Here is a 17,796-nt window from a genome sequence, read left to right as displayed (position 1 = left end):
TCCCCGACCTGTAGCAAACCTTCTTGACGATTCATCGATGCGTAGCTAAGTTTCAGCCATCCGGACTGAGAGGTCGTCATCGATGAAGGCCCGACTCTTTACCGCGACCGTCCTGGTGGCCACACTGTCGACCACCCTCACACCGCTGCCCGTCCAGGCCGGCGCCGGGGCCGCGCCGCCGCCAGCCGGATCGGCACCGCCGGCCGTCACGCCCGCCGACATCCACTTCCGGCACGACACGCTGCGGCCCGGCCACGCCCGCGAGGCCGGGCTACTCCCCGAACACGTGGATCGGCTGCCCGCCGACCTGGCGGCGTACCTGCGCCCGACGCCGGACCACCCCGGCCATCCCGCCTACTCGGGTGCCGTGGTCCTGGCGGCCAAGGACGGCGTCATCGTGCAGCACGCCGCGGTGGGGTCCGCGCTGAGATACGCCGCCGTCGGACCGCCGCCCGGGCTGGTCGGGGTGGAACTCCCCGCCGATGAGCAGATCCCGATGCGGCCCGACACCATCTTCGACCTGGCGTCGGTGTCGAAGCTGTTCACCACCATCGTGACCATGCAGCAGGTCGAGCGGGGACGGGTGGACCTGGACGCGCCGGTCGCCCGGTACGTGCCGGAGTTCGCAGCCGGTGGCAAGGAGGCGGTCACCGTACGGATGCTGCTCACCCACACCTCGGGCCTGCCCGCCTTCACGCCGCTGTGGAGCAGGTACCCGACGCCGGCGGAGCGGTTCGCCGCCGCGCTCGCCACGCCGCTCGCGCCCGGGGTGCAGCCCGGTACCCGCTACGTCTACTCCGACCTCGGGCTGATCGCGCTGGGCGTGCTGGTGGAACGGGTGACCGGCCGGCCGCTGGCCGCGCTCGTCTCGGACGGCGTCACCGCGCCGCTGGGCATGACGGACACCGGCTACAACCCGGGGCCGGAGCGACGGTCGCGGATCGCCGCGACCGAGTACCAGCCGTACACCGGACGGGGCATGGTCCACGGTGAGGTGCACGACGAGAACGCGTGGTCGCTGGGCGGCGTGGCCGGACATGCGGGCGTCTTCTCCACCGCGGCGGACCTGGCCGTGCTCTGCCAGTCCCTGCTCAACGGCGGCGAGTACCGCGGGCGACGGATCCTGCGCCCGGAGACGGTGCGCGCGATGCTGGTCAACCACAACGCCCCGCTGGAGCAGGCCTACCCCGAAAGCGATCGCGGGTTGGGCTTCGAGCTCAACAAGCACTGGTACATGACGGGGCTCTCTTCCCCGGTGGCCTTCGGGCACACCGGCTTCACCGGGACGTCGATCGTCGTCGACCCGCTCTCCCACTCGTTCGTCATCCTGCTCAGCAACCGGGTGCACCCCGATCGCGGCTGGGGCAGCAACAACGTCGCCCGGCGCGCCGTCGCCCGCGATCTCGCCGAGGCGATGCCGGTGCGACCCCGGTCGCGCGAGGCCTGGCGGGCAGACCCGCGCGACCTCGCGACGGTCACCCTCACCGCCCCGCTACGCCGGGCGGCGCGGGGCGGCACGGCGAGCTTCCTGCTCTGGTACGACACCGAGCCCCGCTACGACAGTGCCCGGTTCGAGGTCTCCACCGACGGAGGCTCGACCTGGGCTCCGGGACGGATGCTGCTACGCCAGGGGGACCGGCGGTGGGCCAGTGACGGCACGGTCACCGGCTACGGCGGCCGGGTCTGGTGGCAGGTCTCGGTCGAACTGCCCGACCGGGCGACCCACCTGCGTTGGAGCAGCAGCACCGACGCTTCCAGCCAGGGTCGGGGCGTCTACGTCGATCGGATCGTGGCGGCGGACCGGGACGGGTTCCTGTTCCAGGGCGAGGGCGGCGACGGCGCCCGGCTCGTTCCCGCCGGCTGGTCGCCCGCCCGGACCTGACCGGCCGACGTGGTACGCCCCGGGTCCGTCGCCTCGCCGCCGGCACCGTCCGGCAGGGCGCGGGAGCGTCGACATGGTGACCGAACCGCCGTCGGCGGGTGCCGAGGTGTGACGATTCACCGGACCTGACGCGCGGCCCCGATCACTCCGGCCAGGGCATTGTCGGTTGTTGGACCCGTACAGCCGGAGAACACATCCGTCGAATGAGGTCAAGCCATCATGAAGGGCGACACCCCGGCTCCACCCGCGAATCGCAAGCAATTCAGCCATGCCAAAGTGTCACTGTTTTTAACCGAAGCGAGACAAGACACCACTAGGGTCAGTGCGCTGATTGATCGGCGTCGTGACGGAATTCGTCCCGGAGTGGGTGGAGAACCGGAAGGGGTGGGAATGAGGGGGGTCGCTCCGTTGGTCATCGGCATCGCCTCCTCGCCGGCCGAACGCAGGCAGCTCGCGCGTCTGCTCGGCGGGACCGAGGCGTTTCTGATCGTGTCGAGCGTCGATCAGGCACGGAAGTTCCTCGACGTGGCCGGGACGCCCCACGTCGCGCCCGTGGCCGTGGCCGCGCCCCCGGTGGCCGTGACAGCCGAGCCCGCGCAGGGCGCCGTGACACCTCCGCCGACCGGCCTGAGCGTCGACTCCGACCGACGCGTGCTGCGCTGGCTGGACCGCGAGATCGAGTTGACCCGGCTGGAGCACGACTTCCTGCGGTGCCTGCTCGGCGCACCCGGGCAGGTCTGGACCTACGAGCGGCTGCACCTCGAGGTCTGGGGCAACGTCCACCTCGGGCGGGGCTCTGACATGCACTCGGTGGTGCGGCGGGTGCGGCACAAGCTCGCCCGGTTGAACGCCTCGGCGACGATCCACGCGGTCCGCGGGGTCGGCTTCCGCCTCGCCCCGCTCTGACGGGCACCACCGAGGTCTGACGGCCATCAGGGTCTGACGTGCACCACCGGGGTCGCAGCCTGTCGGCCGTCGAACCCTCATCCGGTGCGGGCCGGACGCGGTCCGGCCCGCCTGGTCGGAAACCAGGCGGGCCGGATCTGTCAGCTGACGGCCGGTGTCAGCAGCGCACGGGTGACAACGCGAAGTCCTCCACCGTGGGGGTGGCGGTGTTGATCTTCGTCTGACGGGTCTGGGGCTTCCAGTCGTCCTTGGCGACGATCATCGTCAACGGGTTGTTCCGGCGGTCCATCCAGTAGGCGTACTTGCCCTCGGCGTCGGTGGCGAAGGTCCAGGACATCGCCCACGAGTCGACCTGGACGATGGCACCGGAGATCGGCGAGCTGCCACCCTGGCAGCTCGTCCCGGTGACCGTACCCATCAACTTGCCCCAGGTGGTCGGCTGCAGCACGTTCATCGTGACCGCGACCGGCTCCACCGTGTACGGGGTGTTCTCCTTGATGGCGACCGAGGCGGTGTAGGTGCCGGGCTGGTCCACGCTCGCCGTCATGCCGACGTTGACCGTGACAGCCTGGCCCGGCGCCAGGGTGGCCGCCGTCTTGTCGATCGTCATCCAGCTGACGTCGGCGCTGCTGGCGGCACACTCATCGAAGCCGGGCAGCGCCTCGCTGTCGTTGGTGGCGGTGAAGCCACCGGACGAGCCGCCGACCTTGTAGAAGCCGCACGCCGCGCCACCGCGATACCGTGCCGTGTTGGCGTTCGGCAGGCTGGACCACGAGCTGGTGGCCGGGTCGTAGGCGAAGCCCGCGTTGGTGATGGCGCCGCCCTGCGAGCCACCGACGACGAGGAACTTGCCGTTGGCCACGGCGAACGAGCTGGCCCAGTTGTCGGACGGCGCGTCGGCGATGGCGGTCCAGGTGTTGGCACCCGGGTCGAAGGCGTAACTGGCCTTCTGCGCCGCGGAGCCGTCGTTGCCTCCGGTGCAGTAGACGATGCCGTCGATCCCGCCGCAGGAGACGAAGGCCACCGACTTCGGGTAGTCGGCCAGGGTCTCCCAGCTGTCGCTGGCCGGGTCGTACCGCACGACGTCGTTCGACATCGGCGTGCAGGACGACGTGGTGCAGCCACCGATGGCGTAGAGCTTGCCGTCCGCGACCGCCTGACCGGCGGCGGAGCGCGGCGCGGGGTTGTCGGCCTTCTCCGTCCAGGTGTTGGCCGCCGGGTCGTACGACCAGGTGGTGCCGTCAGGGCCGGCCGCCGCCCAGCCACCAGTCGCGATGATCTTCCCATCCACGACGCCCACCGTCATGGCGGTGCGCGCGCCGGGCAGATCGGCGATCGGCGCCCAGGTCTGCGCGATCGGGTCGTAGGCGTAGTTCTTCGCGCTGGACACCGATCCGGTGCCGCCGGCGATGGAGTACACCTTGCCGTCCAGGTTCACCACCCGGTTGTCCATCACGACCGCCGGGTAGTCGGCGATGTCGGTCCAGGGCTCGGCCTGCGGGCCGACCGCGGCCGACGTCGCCGCTGCCGACTTGCCGGACGTCTTCGCGGCGAACGAGGTCGGGACCTCGAGCCGCTGCTCCGGCGCGCCGCGGGAGCCGAGCACCTCCTGCTTGCTCATCCGGGACCCGTCGGCCCGGAGCAGCTCGAATCCGCCGTCGCGCTCACTGAACTCGACCGCGACCGGGGCCCCGCCGGTGTTGGTCACCGTGAACGCCTTGGTGACCTTGCCGGTGGGCATCCGGACCGTCCCGGTGACCTGGGCCGGCTTGACCGACAGGCGGCCGGCCGCCAGCTGGAAGGTCGACGCGGTCGCCCAGTCTGCCTGGACGTCGACCTGCTTGCTCTGGCTGACGTAGTTGCCGGCCCGCGCGGTGAAACCGTGGGTGTCCGTCAGCGACGAGAACATCCAGTAGAAGCCGTCCGCCAGGCCCGGGTCGTCGGGGGTCGCCACCGTGGTGGCCTTCTCCGTCGGCCGGTCGTCGCTGGTGACGGTGGCGCCGTTGACGTAGCCGTTGTTGTTCTTGTCGCGGACGTGGCCGAGCACCAGACCGCCGTCGATCGGCTGGCAGACGAGCTTGCTGCCGATCAGCACGTTGTCGACCGCCCACCACCACTCGTACGAGGCGTCGTAGTAGCGGAACCGGACCCGGGCCTGGGCCTGGCCCGCGGCCTGCGGGATCGCGACCTCGGTCACCTTCGGACCGCGGACGTCGGCCGCCTGCCGAAGCACGTTGGTCCACGTGGTCCCGCCGTCGAGGCTGAGGTCGACGTCGGCGCGGTCGCTGCCCAGCCAGTTGTAGTCCTGGTTGAACCGGATCACCGGTGCCGCGACGCCGGTCAGGTCGACGACCGGGCTGACGAGCGACGTGTCCTGCTTGCCGCCGGAGCCGTACTCGTCGCTGTCGATGATCGCGAAGTTGCCGGTGCCGCCGGTCAGGTTGCCGCGGGCACCGTCATCCGTGAACTTCCAGACCTGGCCGCTGGCCGCGTGGTCCACCACGGACCAACCGGCCGGCACGGTGCTGCCGTCGAAGGTCTCGTACTCGCCGTCCGAGCCGAACGTGTATCCGGGCGCGGTCTTGCAGGCGTTGGTCTGCACCGGCACCGCAACGTTGGCGGTGGCGTTGCCCGTGCCGACGACGACCTGCTTGGTCGCCGTCTGGTAGCCCGGGTACTGCGCCTCGACCTTCAGGTTGTACGTGCTCCCGGCCGGCAGCTTGAGGCTGTAGCGGCCGTTGACGGGCGTGGTGTAGTCGGAGACGCCCGACGAACCCTCCACGGTCACCTTGGCGTAGAGCGGCCAGCCGTGCCCGGAGCCGTCGGTGACGGTTCCGCTGACGGTGACGCTCGGCACGGCCGTCAGGGCCACGTCGATCGTCGTGGTGGCGTTGCGGGCGACCGCTGCCGGCGTCGTCTTGGCCTGGTAGCCGAACGCCGCCACGGCGACCTGGTAGTCGCCGACCGGCAGCAGGGACGAGTACGTCCCGTCGGCCCCGGTGACCAGCTCGCGGTCCGCCGGGCCGGTCAGGGTCACCGTGGCACCGGCGATCGGGGCGTTGGTGGCCGCGTCGGTGACCTTGCCGGCCAGGGTGCCGGTGTCGCCGATCGGGGCGGCGTTGAGCAGCGCGAGCGCGTCCAGCCGTCCCTCACCGAAGACGTTGTTGTCGTCGGCGGTGCCGCCGCACTGTGCGTCGGCCTTGTCGATCGCCGAGTTGTCGAGCAGCGCCCGGGTCGCGGGGACGTCACCGGCCAGCGCCGGTGCGGCGGACCACAGCAGCGCGATCGCGCCCGCGAGGTGCGGGGCGGCCATCGAGGTGCCGTTGTAGCTGGCGTACCCGCTGCCCGGAATGCTCGACCGGACGTTCACACCGGGCGCCGCGATGTTGGGCTTGATCTCGCCGTTCTGGCCGGCACCGCGGGCCGAGAAGCTGGCGATGTTGTTGTTTACGTCGTAGGCGCCGGCCGAGTAGTTGCTGACCAGGCTGCCCGGTGAGCCGCTGGTCTGGCACGCCGATCCGCTGTTGCCGTTGGACCAGACACCGAAGATGCCCGACGCGGTCCAGGCCAGCGTCACGTCCTCCATGAACGGGTCGTTGGAGGGCAGGGTCGTTCCCCACGAGTTGTTGATGATGTTCGGCCGCTTGCTGGCGTCCGCGTTCTGGCCGTTGAGGTCCGTCGGCTCGAGCATCCACTGGCCGGAGGTGACCAGCGCCGCGTCGTTGGGGCAGCAGCCGTTCGCCGCGATCCACTTGACCTCGGGCGCGACGCCGATCTGGTTCGCACCGGCGGAGCCCGCCATCGTGCCCATCGTGTGCGTACCGTGACCGTTGCTGTCACAGGGCGCGGTGGCACAGGTCCCGGCGGCGTTGAACCAGTTGTAGTTGTGGTCGAACGTGCCGTCACCGTTGTTGCCCCGGTAGGAGTTCACCAGCGCGGGGTGGTTGAACTGGACCCCGGTGTCGATGTTCGCCACCGTGATGCCGGCGCCCTTGACGCCGTACTGGGACCAGACGTCGTCGGCGTTGATGTTCGCGATGCCCCACTCGAGGGCGTTCACCGTCTTCTCGTCGGTGCCCTTGCTGACTTCGGGCACCTTGTAGGCGATCGGGGCGTACAGGCCCTCGACCTCGGCGTGCGCGGCGAAGTTCTGCGCCATCGCCAGGGAGCCACCGCTGACCCTGATCGCGTTGGTCGCCCAGAAGGTCTGGTACTTCGTTCCCGAGCCGTCGAGCTCAGCCCGGATCTTGGACTGGCTGTCAGCGGCGGTCTTCTTCAGCGCGTCAGCGACCGCGGTGCCACGCTTGGCCCAGTCCTTGATCGCGGTGGCCTGGCCGAAGTCCGGCCGGGCCTTGAAGCGGATCCAGAAGTCTCCCTCGGTCTTGCCCTGGAGTTCCTTCGTGAGTTCCGGCCGGATCTTGTCGGACGGAGCGGCCTGTGCGCCTGCACCGGTCGCGGCCAGAGCTGTTGCGGCGAGGATCATCGCCGCGCCGGCGCTGACCAGGGATCTGGCTAAACGCCTCGTGGGTGGACGTATGAACATCGGTGGTGCCTCCTCCAGAACGACCCAGAGTGGAACGAGCCATGGTGGAGGGTGCAGGGACTCGTCTCCGTTCGGTTGAACCGGAACCGACCCCTACATGCCCCCCAGGCACCGCGCGGGTCGCGCTGGCTGCCCGTGTGGACACTATGATCGACAAGAAAGGACGATCAAGAACTTGCCGTAAGCAATTTGTCACTAACCGTTGGCCGGCGTTCGGAGAGCTTGCCAATGATTGTCACGGTCATGACGAGAATGGGCAGAGACTGCCCATGGTTTGCGGGTGGGTGCTGTGGGGGCACGCGACGAAAGCACTGCGCCGGCCGGACCAGATCCGGCCGACGAACCATTTCCGCTGGTGATCGCGGTGACGCCGTCGCCAGCCGAGCGGATACGACTCGCGGAACGCCTGGACGGCGTCGCGCCGCTGCTGCTGGTCGCCGACCTCGACGAGCTGCGCAGACTGATCTCGGCCTCACCGCGGCTTGGCTCGGAGCCCTCCGCGGGGGCGCCCGCCGGCACAACCACGGCCAACGAGGACGACACTCTGCTGATCGACTCGGCCCGGTCGACGGCCCGCATCCGGGGCCGCGAGATCGGCCTGACGCGGCTGGAACACGACCTGCTGGCCTGCCTGACCACCGAGCCGATCCGGGCCTGGAGCTACGCCGAACTTCACCACGCGGTCTGGCGGGACGAGGGGCGGGAACGCAAGGCCGACGTGCAGTCCCTGGTGAAGCGGCTGCGTCGCAAGCTCCACGAACTCGGCACCGGTGTGGCCATCGACGTGGTACGCGGCGTCGGGTTCCGGTTGACCGACCACCAGCAGCCGAAGGTCAGCGGTTCATGACGACTGCCTGACTTGGGCAGAACGCGTCCAGGTCCGCTGCCGAAGCGAGCTCTGCGGGACGGCTAGCCCGCTCTCAACCGGCTGCGCCTGACGGCTCGGCCCGGCCACCGGGCCGTCGCAGCGGGACCGGTGGGCCGAACCGGACGGGGACGCCGGGGGAATACAGCACGCTGGCCGGCGCTCCGATCGGCGCCGGCAGCCCGGCGGCGGTGACCAGTTCGTCGTCCAGGTGCAACAGCTGCGCCCGGTGCAGCGGCCAGCGGGGATGCCAGTTCAGCAGGTGCAGCGTGCGCCCGTACGCCCGGGTGTGCAGCCCCCATCGGGCGGTGACGAAGTGCTCCAGCGGGGTCGGGTCGGCGATCGGCTCCCCCACCCGCACCACCATCCGGCTCGTCGCACCGACCGGGCCGGGCCAGCGGCGCCGGCACCGGTAGGTGTAGCGGTCACCGTCCCGGTCCAGCCGCATCGCCGACCACATGTACGGCAGGCGCAGGGTCGCCCGGGCGACCAGCACCGGGACCAGCCGCGACGCGTCGAGCGAGCGGAACACCACGGCCCGCCGGCCGGTGTCGTCGACCGAGTAGAGCCGCACGTTCGTCTCCCAGAAGCTGCCGAAGTAGGGCACCCCCGGCCCGCGGCCCAGGCCCAGCCCCACCATGCGGAAGCCGATCAGGCCGACGTGGCTGACCCCGTCGAGGGTGTCGGGGCGGGTGCCGGCGGGCAGCAGGGGCGCGACGAGCTCCGGCGCGACCGCCCAGTGCAGGAACGTGAGGTCCGCCCAGCGCTGTCGGAGGATCGTCCGCGAAAACGCCTGCCCGGGCGCCGAGTCGACCGGCTCGATGTCCACGCGCCCATCCTGCCCACCGGCGGAAGAACATGTCCACAATCGCTGGTCGACGACCACGGGAGCTCTCGTCGCGGCCTCCCGGCCTGCACCCGGCACCCTGCCCGGCATCGGCGCGCTGCCGTCCGGATCAGGCCCGACCGTCCCGCTTCGGGTCGATCAGCACCTTGGTGTGCTCGCTGCGGCCCGAATCGAGTTCTTCGAGAACATCCCTGAGCGACGACAGGCCGAAGGTGGCGGTGTGCAGTGCCGCCACGTCGATCCGACCCGCGGCGATCCCGCGTATGGCGCCGACGAAGTCCTCGTGGTGGTAGGCCAGCGACCCGATCACGGTCAGCTCGCGGCTCTGCCAGTCGCCGTAGCTGATGCTCGAGTTCTCCAGCGGGTAGCCCAGCAACGCGAGCGTCCCGCCCCGGCGCACCAGCTCCGCCGACGGCTGGAGCAGCGACGGTACGCCGGTGCACTCGTACACCAGATCTGCGCCCAGACCGGCCGTGAGCTCGTCCAGCGCGGTCCGCAGGTCGGCCGGCTCGACCACATGGGCGAATCCCAGCCTGCCGGCCAGCGCACGGCGAGCCGGCGAGGGCTCGGAGATGATCATCGGTCCGGCTCCGGCGTTGCGCGCGTTCTGGGCGGTGAGCAGCCCGATCGGTCCGGCACCCTGGACCACGGTGGTGGCGCCGTACTCGGCCGCGACGCGCCGTACGGCGTGGAAGGTGACCGTGGTCGGCTCCACGAGCGCCGCCTCGACATCCGAGAGGCTCTCCGGAACGGGTATCACCCGCCGCGCCGAGACCTGCACCCGGGTGGCGAAGGCGCCGTAGTCAGGTGCGTCGGCGTCGACCCCGTTGGCCTCGGCGAACACGGTGTCGCAGTTGCGGGCATGCCCGGCGACGCACTGGGGACAACGACCACACGCCGACCCCACGCCGCCGACCACCCGCTGGCCGGCCCGCAGCCCCTGCACGCCCTCGCCCACTGCCGAGATCGATCCGGTCCACTCGTGCCCGAAGACAGCCGGCGGCAGCATGTGCCCATCGGTGTACCCGTGAACGTCCGTGCCGCAGATCCCCGTGTACGTGATGTCGACCGTCACGCGGCCGGCTCCCGGGTCAGCCAGGGACACCTCACCCTCGCGTAGCTCGCGCGGACCGGCGACTGCCAGATAGCGATCAGCAGACATGCGGACCCTTCCTCTCGGCGACAGTCCCGTCTTCCACCCGGGCGGCGCGGGAAACCTCGATCAGGAGAATCAGGCAGTGGCTCATCGCCGGTCGGGTCACCGGACTGCCGCAGATCGCCGATCCTGCCCCGCCGCCCACATCGGTCGACCCGCCCGACGGCCGAAGTGCCGGTCGTGGCGGGGTTGGCGACTTCGACGACGCCGTGGTGGTGCGGCGGTTGAGCGGGCGGTTTTGGCGGCACGAGCCGCTGGGGTTCGCCGTCAGCCGGTCAGTCCCGCGACGGCGGCCTCGACCGCCGCACCGAGCAGCCGCTCGTCGAGGGGCTCCTCGATGGCGCTGGCATAGACGGTCACCAGGTTGTGCCCCGCCCGGACGATCACGAAGGCCGATTGTCCGGTGATCCGGGTCTGCCCGCTGCCCGCGGTGAGCCGGTAGTCCACCCGCCAGGACTGCTCACCGAGCGTGGGCGGCGGCTTCGCGCCGACCGCGAACCGGATGGCCGAGCCGTTCGCGCCCCGGGCGGTGAAGCGGGGGCAGGCCCGGCGCGACGACTCTGCCTCGGCGAGCACCGACACGGGCACCGGAGCGGCATGGGACCTGATCTCTACCACCAGTTCGGTCGACGCGGTGGCCGTGGGGCCGGGTACCGTCGCGTAGCGGATCCGCTCCCGAACCCGTTCGGCTTTACCGAGGCGGTCCAGGTAGGAGTCCATGGCCAGCGGCCGGCAGGCCGACGGGTCGATCCGGGAGCTGCCGCTGTCGGCCCGGTCGGGCGGCACCCGCCAGCCCCGCGGCAGCACCGCCCGCACCGCACCGGCCGCCCGGCGGGCCTCCGCACGGGTGAGCAGCCGACCGGGACCGGGTCGCGCGGGCCCTGGGGTGGCGTCGGGCACCGGCGGGACGGCCGGGACCGCCGACGGCGCTGCGGCTCCGTTCGGAGCCGCCGGGACCGGCGCGTACACCCCGGGGATCCCCGGCCCGAGCACCGCCACCGCAAGCGCGGCCGCCAGCATCGCGACCGCCGGCACGGCCGACCGGTGCCGGTCCGAAGAGGACGGATCCGGGCCGGGCACGGGCGGTCGGGACACCAGGAACGGGAGGGTGAACGCGACGAGGTAGCCCAGCCAGACCAGCGGTGCCAGCAGGTGCGCCTCGACGGTTCCCAGCCCGTCCGCCCGTCCGGTGAGCAGGGCGTGCAGGTACTGCGACAGCGCCGCCGCCGTGCCGGCCAGCCAGCCTGCGGTCAACGCCCGGCCGACACCGGCATGACGGCCGAACGCGAGCACCACCAGGACCGCCCAGCCGGTGAGCGCGCAGAGCAGCCAGCGCTGTTGGGCCATCCGGTTCGCCTCGGCCAGCGTGTCCGGCGGGAACAGTTCGGTCCGCCAGATGGCGGCCCCGGCACCGATCAGCACGGCGATCAGGACCGCCGCCACGATCCCCCGGTCCCGCTGGGACGCAGGGCGCCGGTGGCCCTCGCGGAGCAGCAGGCCGACCAGCACCGGGACCAGTAACGCGAGCAGCGGCCAACCGGTGCGGGGCAGCGCGAAGACCAGCCAGTCGCGGGCCGCCTGGCCATCGGTCGGCACGGACGCCAGCGCCGGCAACGGCCAGAGCACCGCGACACCGGCAGCTACCGCGACCAGGTACGTGGCCGAACGCCAGCCGGCCGGTCCGGGCCGGAGGGCGACCACCAGTCGCGCCAGCAACACGCACAGCCCGGCCACCGCGGCGGCGAGTGCTCCCGCCAGTGCGGCGACGAGCATCGCGACCGACACGTCCGCCCGGGCGGTCACGCCCGAACTTCCCGGGACCGGCAGCGCGGTGGCGATGAACGCCGCCCCCGCGAAGCCGGTGGCCACGCCGAGAACGGGCCGCCACCAGCCGCCCGCGCCGGCGGTGGCCCGGCGGAGCAGCGTGGGCAGCAGTCCGAGGTTCAGCAGGACGGAGCCGACACAGACCGCGACGGGCGGCCCGACGGTCGCCTGCCCGGTCAGGAAGAGATCACCCACGAGGGCGGCAGCGGAGCTCATCGCCAGCATCGCGACCGCGCCGACCGCCAGCCCGTGGGTCCAGCCACCCGGCGGGTCCGCGGGCCGGCCCAGCGCCGCAGCCCGGACCGCCGGAGCGGGATGCCGGGCGAGCAGCCAACTCCGTCGTGTCGGCCGAGCGGTCCCGGTGCCCAGCAGCGCGACCAGGTGCTCGGTGTGGCCGGCGTCGGCGGCATACCGGTCGGCTTCCCGCTCACGTCGCCGCAGCAGCCCGGCAGCCAGCAGCGCGGCCACCACCGCGATGAGCGCCGTCCGGCCGAGCGCCGCCAGGTAGGTCGCGTTCAGCCCGAAGAAGGCCACCTCGAGCAGGCCGGCGGCGAGCACCGCCGGCACCGGCAGCCAGATCAGGCCCCGGACGGCCGATGCCCAGGCCACGTCCCGGGCGAGGACGTGCGCGAGTTCGTGCTCGACGACGGGGTCGAACCGCGCCGGGTCGGCATGGGCCACCGCGACGGCCGCCGGGAGCACCACCGTCGGCCGGCCGAGCACGCCACCGGTGGTGTACGCCTGCCGTACGGGTGGGGCGGCGACGACCAACCTCGGCCGGTGTCGCCCGACCAACCGGTTCCGGTCGCAGAGCTCGACGAACCGTTCCTGTGCGCCCGGCAGGGTGAGCCGGCGACGAAGCCGGCGCCGGTCGGTCAGCGGCAGTACCAGGACGAGCACCACCGCCCCGCCCAGCGCGATCCCCGCCCCGGTGGCCATGACCGCTCCGCGCCGGCCGAACTGCCCGGCCAGACAACGCTCGCGGGCAGCCGACTGTTCCGCCGGATGGACCCGGGTGCAGACGTCGACGGCGACCGCCCAGGGGCGGGCGAGCGAGCGGTCGGCGTGGAAGTAGAGGCCGCCGGCGCTGATCCCGACGCTGATCAGGGATGCCAGCACGAGTGTGTAGAGCCAGCCGAGCCGGTCCGGAGGGGTGCCTGGGCCGGCACCTGGCCCGGTCATGCGTCCGGTGGATCGACCATCGCGCCGACGGCCGCGTCGGCGAGCAGTTCCGCCCGGGCGGGATCGAGACCCAGCGCCACCGCGTGCCGGTGACACGCCTCCCGCAGTCGGCGTGCCTGGGTGGAATCCAGTCCCGGTCCGGCCTCGGGCGGGGCAGGCAGTTCACGGCGACGGCGACGCAGCAGACCGACCCGGGCGGCGGTGGCACCGAGGACGAGCACCTCACCCACGGCCGCGGCCACCACCTGGAGCACGAGTTCGGTGAGCAGGGTGACGTCGATGCCGAAGCCGACCCCGCCCTGCGGCACGGACCAGGTCGGGCCTCCCTTCGACAGCTGCCGTCGCCAGCCGGCGGCCACCTCGTCGAAGATCGGAAGTTCCTCGGGGGCGAGTCGACGCACCGCCGCGTGAGCGGCGTCCACAACCAGTTCGGCGGTGGTGTTCTGGGGCTCGGTCACGGTGCCATCGTGCCGGTACGCCGCCAGCCCGGATACCCGACAGTAAGGTTTCCGGCACCAGGGCCTGAAGGCCCGTCCGGGAGTTCGTGGCGGCAGGACGGCTGGGCCGACGGCGCCCCCGCCTCAGCAGGAGGCAGGATGGGCGGGTGACTGCCGCCACCCGCCCGCCGTCGGCCGTGTTGGACGCGGTGCTGGAGCGGTTGACCTACGTCAACGAGGAGACCGGCTACACCGTCGCCCGGGTGTCCACCGACCGCGGCGGTGACCTGCTCACAGTGGTCGGTGCGCTGCTGGGAGCCCAGCCGGGGGAAAGCCTGCGGCTGTCCGGAGGGTGGTCGTCGCACCCGCAGTACGGCCGGCAGTTCGAGGTGCACTCCTACACCACGGTTCTGCCGGCCACCATCCAGGGCATCCGCCGCTACCTCGGTTCCGGGCTGGTCAAGGGCATCGGTCCGGTGTTCGCCGAACGGATCGTCGCCCACTTCGGCCTCGACACCCTCCGCGTCATCGAGGACGAGCCGGCCCGCCTCGTCGAGGTGCCCGGCCTGGGACCGAAACGCACCGCGAAGATCTCCGCGGCGTGGGAGGAGCAGAAGGCCATCAAGGAGGTGATGCTCTTCCTCCAGGGCGTCGGCGTGTCCACCTCGCTGGCCGTGCGGATCTTCAAGAAGTACGGCGACGCCTCCGTCACCGTGGTCCGCAACGAGCCGTACCGGCTGGCAGCCGACGTGTGGGGCATCGGGTTCAAGACCGCCGACACGATCGCCCAGGCCGTCGGGATCCCGCACGACAGCCCCCAGCGGGTCAAGGCCGGCCTGCAACACACCCTGTCCGAGGCCACCGACGACGGGCACTGCTATCTGCCCCACCCGCAACTGGTAGCCGACGCGACCAAGATCCTCAACGTGCCGGGCGACCTCGTCACCGCCTGCCTCGACGAACTCGTCGACGAGGAGGGTGTGGTCCGCGAGACGCTGCCCGGACCGGACGGCGAGCCGACGGCATCGGTGTACCTGGTGCCGTTCCACCGCGCCGAGCAGTCCCTGGCCGGATCCCTGCTGCGGCTGCTGCGCGACCGCGCCGACCGGCTGCCCCACTTCACAGGCGTCGACTGGGGCAGGGCGCTGGCCTGGTTGAAGGCCCGCACCGGCACCGACCTCGCCGCCGAGCAGGAACAGGCGGTCCGGCTCGCCCTCACCTCCAGGGTCGCCGTGCTGACCGGCGGTCCCGGCTGCGGCAAGAGCTTCACCGTCCGCTCGATCGTCGAACTCGCCGCCGCGAAGAGGGCCAAGGTCACCCTCGTCGCGCCGACGGGCCGCGCCGCGAAGCGACTGTCGGAGCTGACCGGGCATCCGGCGGCCACCGTGCACCGACTGCTACAGCTACGCCCCGGCGGAGAGGCCAGCCACGACCGGGACAATCCCCTCGACGTCGACCTCCTCGTCGTCGACGAGGCCTCCATGCTCGACCTCATCCTGGCCAACAAGCTCGTCAAGGCCGTACCACCGGGCGCGCACCTGCTGCTCGTCGGGGACGTTGACCAGCTCCCCTCGGTCGGCGCCGGCGAGGTCCTGCGGGACCTGCTCGCCGCCCCGGCCATCCCCCGGGTCCGGCTGACGCAGGTCTTCCGCCAGGCCGCGGAGTCCGGGGTCGTCTCCAACGCCCACCGCATCAACGCCGGCAAGCCACCCCTGCTCCAGGGCCTCAGCGACTTCTTCCTGTTCGCCAGCGACGACACCGAGGCCGCCGCCGCCCTGACCGTCGACGTCGCCTGCACCCGGATCCCGGCCCGCTTCGGCCTCGACCCGCGCCGCGACGTCCAGGTCCTCGCCCCCATGCACCGCGGCCCCGCCGGTGCGGCGGCCCTGAACACACTGCTCCAGCAGCGGCTCACGCCGGCCCGCGACGGGCAACCCGAGCGACGTCTGGGTGGACGGGTGTTCCGCGTCGGCGACAAGGTCACCCAGATCCGCAACAACTACGACAAGGGCCAGGCCGGCGTCTTCAACGGCACCGTCGGCATCGTCACCGCCCTGAGCACCGAGGAGCAGACCCTGACCGTACGCACCGACGAGGACGAGAGCATCGACTACGACTTCGACGAACTCGACGAACTCGCCCACGCGTACGCCATGACGATCCACCGCTCGCAGGGCTCCGAGTACCCTGCCGTCGTCATCCCGCTGACCACCAGCGCCTGGATGATGTTGCAACGCAACCTGCTATACACGGCCGTCACCCGCGCCAAGAAGCTGGTCGTCCTGGTCGGTTCCCGCCGCGCCCTCGCGGCTGCCGTCCGTACCGTCGGCGCCGGGCGTCGCCACACCGCCCTCGACCACCGCCTCGGCTGAGCGACTCGACGCTCCGGCCCGTGACGGCCTCAGCCACCGCCCATGGACGACGAACTGTTGTCCGACGAGTTGCCGGCCGGAACGGACATCCTGGCATGCCCTGACTGCGGGGTCCACCGGGCGAGCCCGACGGAGGCGGTGGCCCGGATGCTGGGCACCGGGGCGTGGCCGGCCCGCGTTTCTACCCAGCCGAACGGGGTGTGGTCGGCGCGGGGCGCAGCGCCGCGAGCTGGATCTGCAACGCCAGTCGGGTACGCGGCGACCCGAGATCGACGGGGACGACCTCGGTGAGCCGGCGCATCCGGTACCGGAGCGTGTTGGGGTGTACGTGCAACTGCCGGGCGGCCCGCTTCGGGTCGCCCTGCTGGTCGAGCCAGGCGGCGACCGTGGCGACGTAGTCGGTGCCGTGCTCCCGGTCGTGGGCCACGAGGTCGGGCAGCGGCCCACCCACCAGCAGGTCGACGCTCGGCATCGCGCCGACCAGCCGGTGCACGACCACCTCCGCCCACTGGTCCTCGAACCGCAGCATCGGGCCCCGCGGTCCGGCCGGACCACGCAACGCGAGCAGCTCCGCCGCCTCGGCGCGCGAGCGCGGCAGGTCCGTCAGGTCACGGGCGACGCCGCCGGACGCGGCGTGCAGCCCGGGGTCGTGCACGGCGACGTCGTGGATCAGCTTCTCCATCCACCGCCGGGACCCGGGCGAGGCTCCCTCGTCGACCAGGACGGCGAACAGGACGTCTCCGACGTCGGCGAGCAGCGGCTGGCGCCAGCCGTGCCGGCGGGTGATCGACTCCCACAGGGCGAGGTTGTCGACCATCTCCCCCGTCCCACCGTCCACGCCGAGCGCGACGACCCGCCACGGCCCCTCGGAGAGGGCCAGCTCCTCCCGACCGATCCTGCCGGGGGCCCGCAGGACGGCCCGCAGACGGTCGGCCGACACCCGGCGCGCGACGTCGGCCTGAACCCGCAGGCGAAGCAGGTGCAGGGCCAGCACGGACGCGGTGCCCTGGAGATCGCGCAGCCGCCCGTCCGGCACCGGGCCCTCGACAACGGCCCAGATCGAGCCGAGCAGCTCGCCGCCGGCGCGGATCGGGACGATGAGCCGGGGCAGCGTCCCGTCCGGGCCCTGCGGTACGAAGATCAGCTCGCTGCCCGTCGCGAGCTTGCGGAAGACGCCACGGGAACGGAAGTGGGCGATCACGTTGCCGGGGGCGCGGCGTCCGACGATGGTCGACACGCGCGCCGGGTCGGTTCGGTCCTGCCGCGACGAGTAGGCGAGTACCCGCGACTGGGCGTCCTCGATCGTCACCGGCGCGTCGACGACGGCGGCGGTCGCGTCGGCGAGGGCGAACAACTCGTCGTACACGCCGGGCTCCCCGGTCTCCGGCGAGCCGGGCGCGACGGCCCGGTCGATCACCCCGCGCAGCAGCCAGACGAGCTGCGCCCAGGAGCCGTGGCGCTGCAACTCGACCAGGGTCAGGCGCCGTTCGGCGGCGGCCGACGTCACCCCGGGGTGCGCGGCCAGCGGGGGCTTGAGGACGAGGCCGGCGGCCCCGGTCTCGTCGCAGCGCGCGAGGACGGCGAGTGCCTGGTCCGGTGTCGAGATGCCCGCACCGAGGACGAGGTCGCCGCTCTGGCCGGTCGTGGCGTCGTCGAGTTCGGCGAGGGTCACGTCGCGGACCTCCGCCTCGCCGGCGGCCACGACGATCTTGAGCAACGCGGCGCCGGCCGCGTCCACCACGCCAGCCACGGTGAGCATGACCCGATTGTGCCTCGGTCTTG

The 17,796-nt window shown here is 72.0% G+C and carries 10 protein-coding genes; 4 read left to right on the top strand and 6 right to left on the bottom strand.

The features are described from left to right. Positions 1-82: 82 nt before the first annotated feature. On the top strand, positions 83-1,882 hold the full coding sequence (locus tag GA0070608_RS23880; RefSeq protein WP_091630725.1) for a serine hydrolase domain-containing protein: 1,800 nt from the start codon (positions 83-85) through the stop codon (positions 1,880-1,882). Between the two features lie 390 nt (positions 1,883-2,272). Beyond that, positions 2,273-2,788 carry a winged helix-turn-helix domain-containing protein gene (locus GA0070608_RS23875; RefSeq protein ID WP_091630724.1) on the top strand — a complete coding sequence of 172 codons (516 nt, stop codon included), beginning with the start codon at positions 2,273-2,275 and terminating at the stop codon, positions 2,786-2,788. Between the two features lie 157 nt (positions 2,789-2,945). Here the strand turns inward: GA0070608_RS23875 and GA0070608_RS23870 are convergent, their stop codons facing one another. Further along, positions 2,946-7,271 carry a S8 family serine peptidase gene (locus GA0070608_RS23870; protein ID WP_245715906.1) on the bottom strand — a complete coding sequence of 1,442 codons (4,326 nt, stop codon included), beginning with the start codon at positions 7,269-7,271 and terminating at the stop codon, positions 2,946-2,948. Between the two features lie 415 nt (positions 7,272-7,686). Here GA0070608_RS23870 and GA0070608_RS23865 point away from each other — a divergent pair, with 415 nt between their 5' ends. Then, the gene (locus GA0070608_RS23865) at positions 7,687-8,178 is read left to right on the top strand and encodes a winged helix-turn-helix domain-containing protein (protein ID WP_245715905.1); all 492 of its coding nucleotides are present in this window, start codon (positions 7,687-7,689) and stop codon (positions 8,176-8,178) included. Between the two features lie 73 nt (positions 8,179-8,251). Here the strand turns inward: GA0070608_RS23865 and GA0070608_RS23860 are convergent, their stop codons facing one another. The 4 genes from GA0070608_RS23860 to GA0070608_RS23845 all read right to left on the bottom strand — a co-directional run bounded on the left by GA0070608_RS23860 (position 8,252) and on the right by GA0070608_RS23845 (position 13,663). Further along, positions 8,252-9,025: a YqjF family protein gene (locus tag GA0070608_RS23860; protein WP_091630721.1), complete on the bottom strand. Its 774-nt coding sequence runs from the start codon at positions 9,023-9,025 to the stop codon at positions 8,252-8,254. 127 nt (positions 9,026-9,152) lie between these two features. Next, positions 9,153-10,205, bottom strand: coding sequence for a zinc-dependent alcohol dehydrogenase (locus GA0070608_RS23855; RefSeq protein WP_091630720.1), 1,053 nt, complete (start codon positions 10,203-10,205; stop codon positions 9,153-9,155). A 261-nt stretch (positions 10,206-10,466) separates the two neighbouring features. After that, positions 10,467-13,205 (bottom strand): M48 family metalloprotease, encoded by a 2,739-nt coding sequence (locus GA0070608_RS23850; protein ID WP_091630719.1) that lies wholly within the window; start codon positions 13,203-13,205, stop codon positions 10,467-10,469. Continuing rightward, the gene (locus GA0070608_RS23845; RefSeq protein ID WP_091630718.1) at positions 13,202-13,663 is read right to left on the bottom strand and encodes a hypothetical protein; all 462 of its coding nucleotides are present in this window, start codon (positions 13,661-13,663) and stop codon (positions 13,202-13,204) included. The genes GA0070608_RS23850 and GA0070608_RS23845 overlap by 4 nt, the downstream gene beginning before the upstream one ends. A gap of 146 nt (positions 13,664-13,809) precedes the next feature. Between GA0070608_RS23845 and recD2 the strand changes: the two genes are divergently transcribed. After that, positions 13,810-16,014, top strand: coding sequence for an SF1B family DNA helicase RecD2 (gene recD2, locus GA0070608_RS23840; protein ID WP_091630717.1), 2,205 nt, complete (start codon positions 13,810-13,812; stop codon positions 16,012-16,014). Between the two features lie 181 nt (positions 16,015-16,195). Here the strand turns inward: recD2 and GA0070608_RS23835 are convergent, their stop codons facing one another. After that, on the bottom strand, positions 16,196-17,773 hold the full coding sequence (locus GA0070608_RS23835) for a helix-turn-helix domain-containing protein (protein ID WP_091630716.1): 1,578 nt from the start codon (positions 17,771-17,773) through the stop codon (positions 16,196-16,198). Positions 17,774-17,796: the final 23 nt, after the last annotated feature.

Origin of the sequence: Micromonospora peucetia (assembly GCF_900091625.1) — a bacterium.
Classification (GTDB): Bacteria; Actinomycetota; Actinomycetes; order Mycobacteriales; family Micromonosporaceae; genus Micromonospora; species Micromonospora peucetia.
This window is presented reverse-complemented; position numbering and strand designations above follow the sequence as displayed.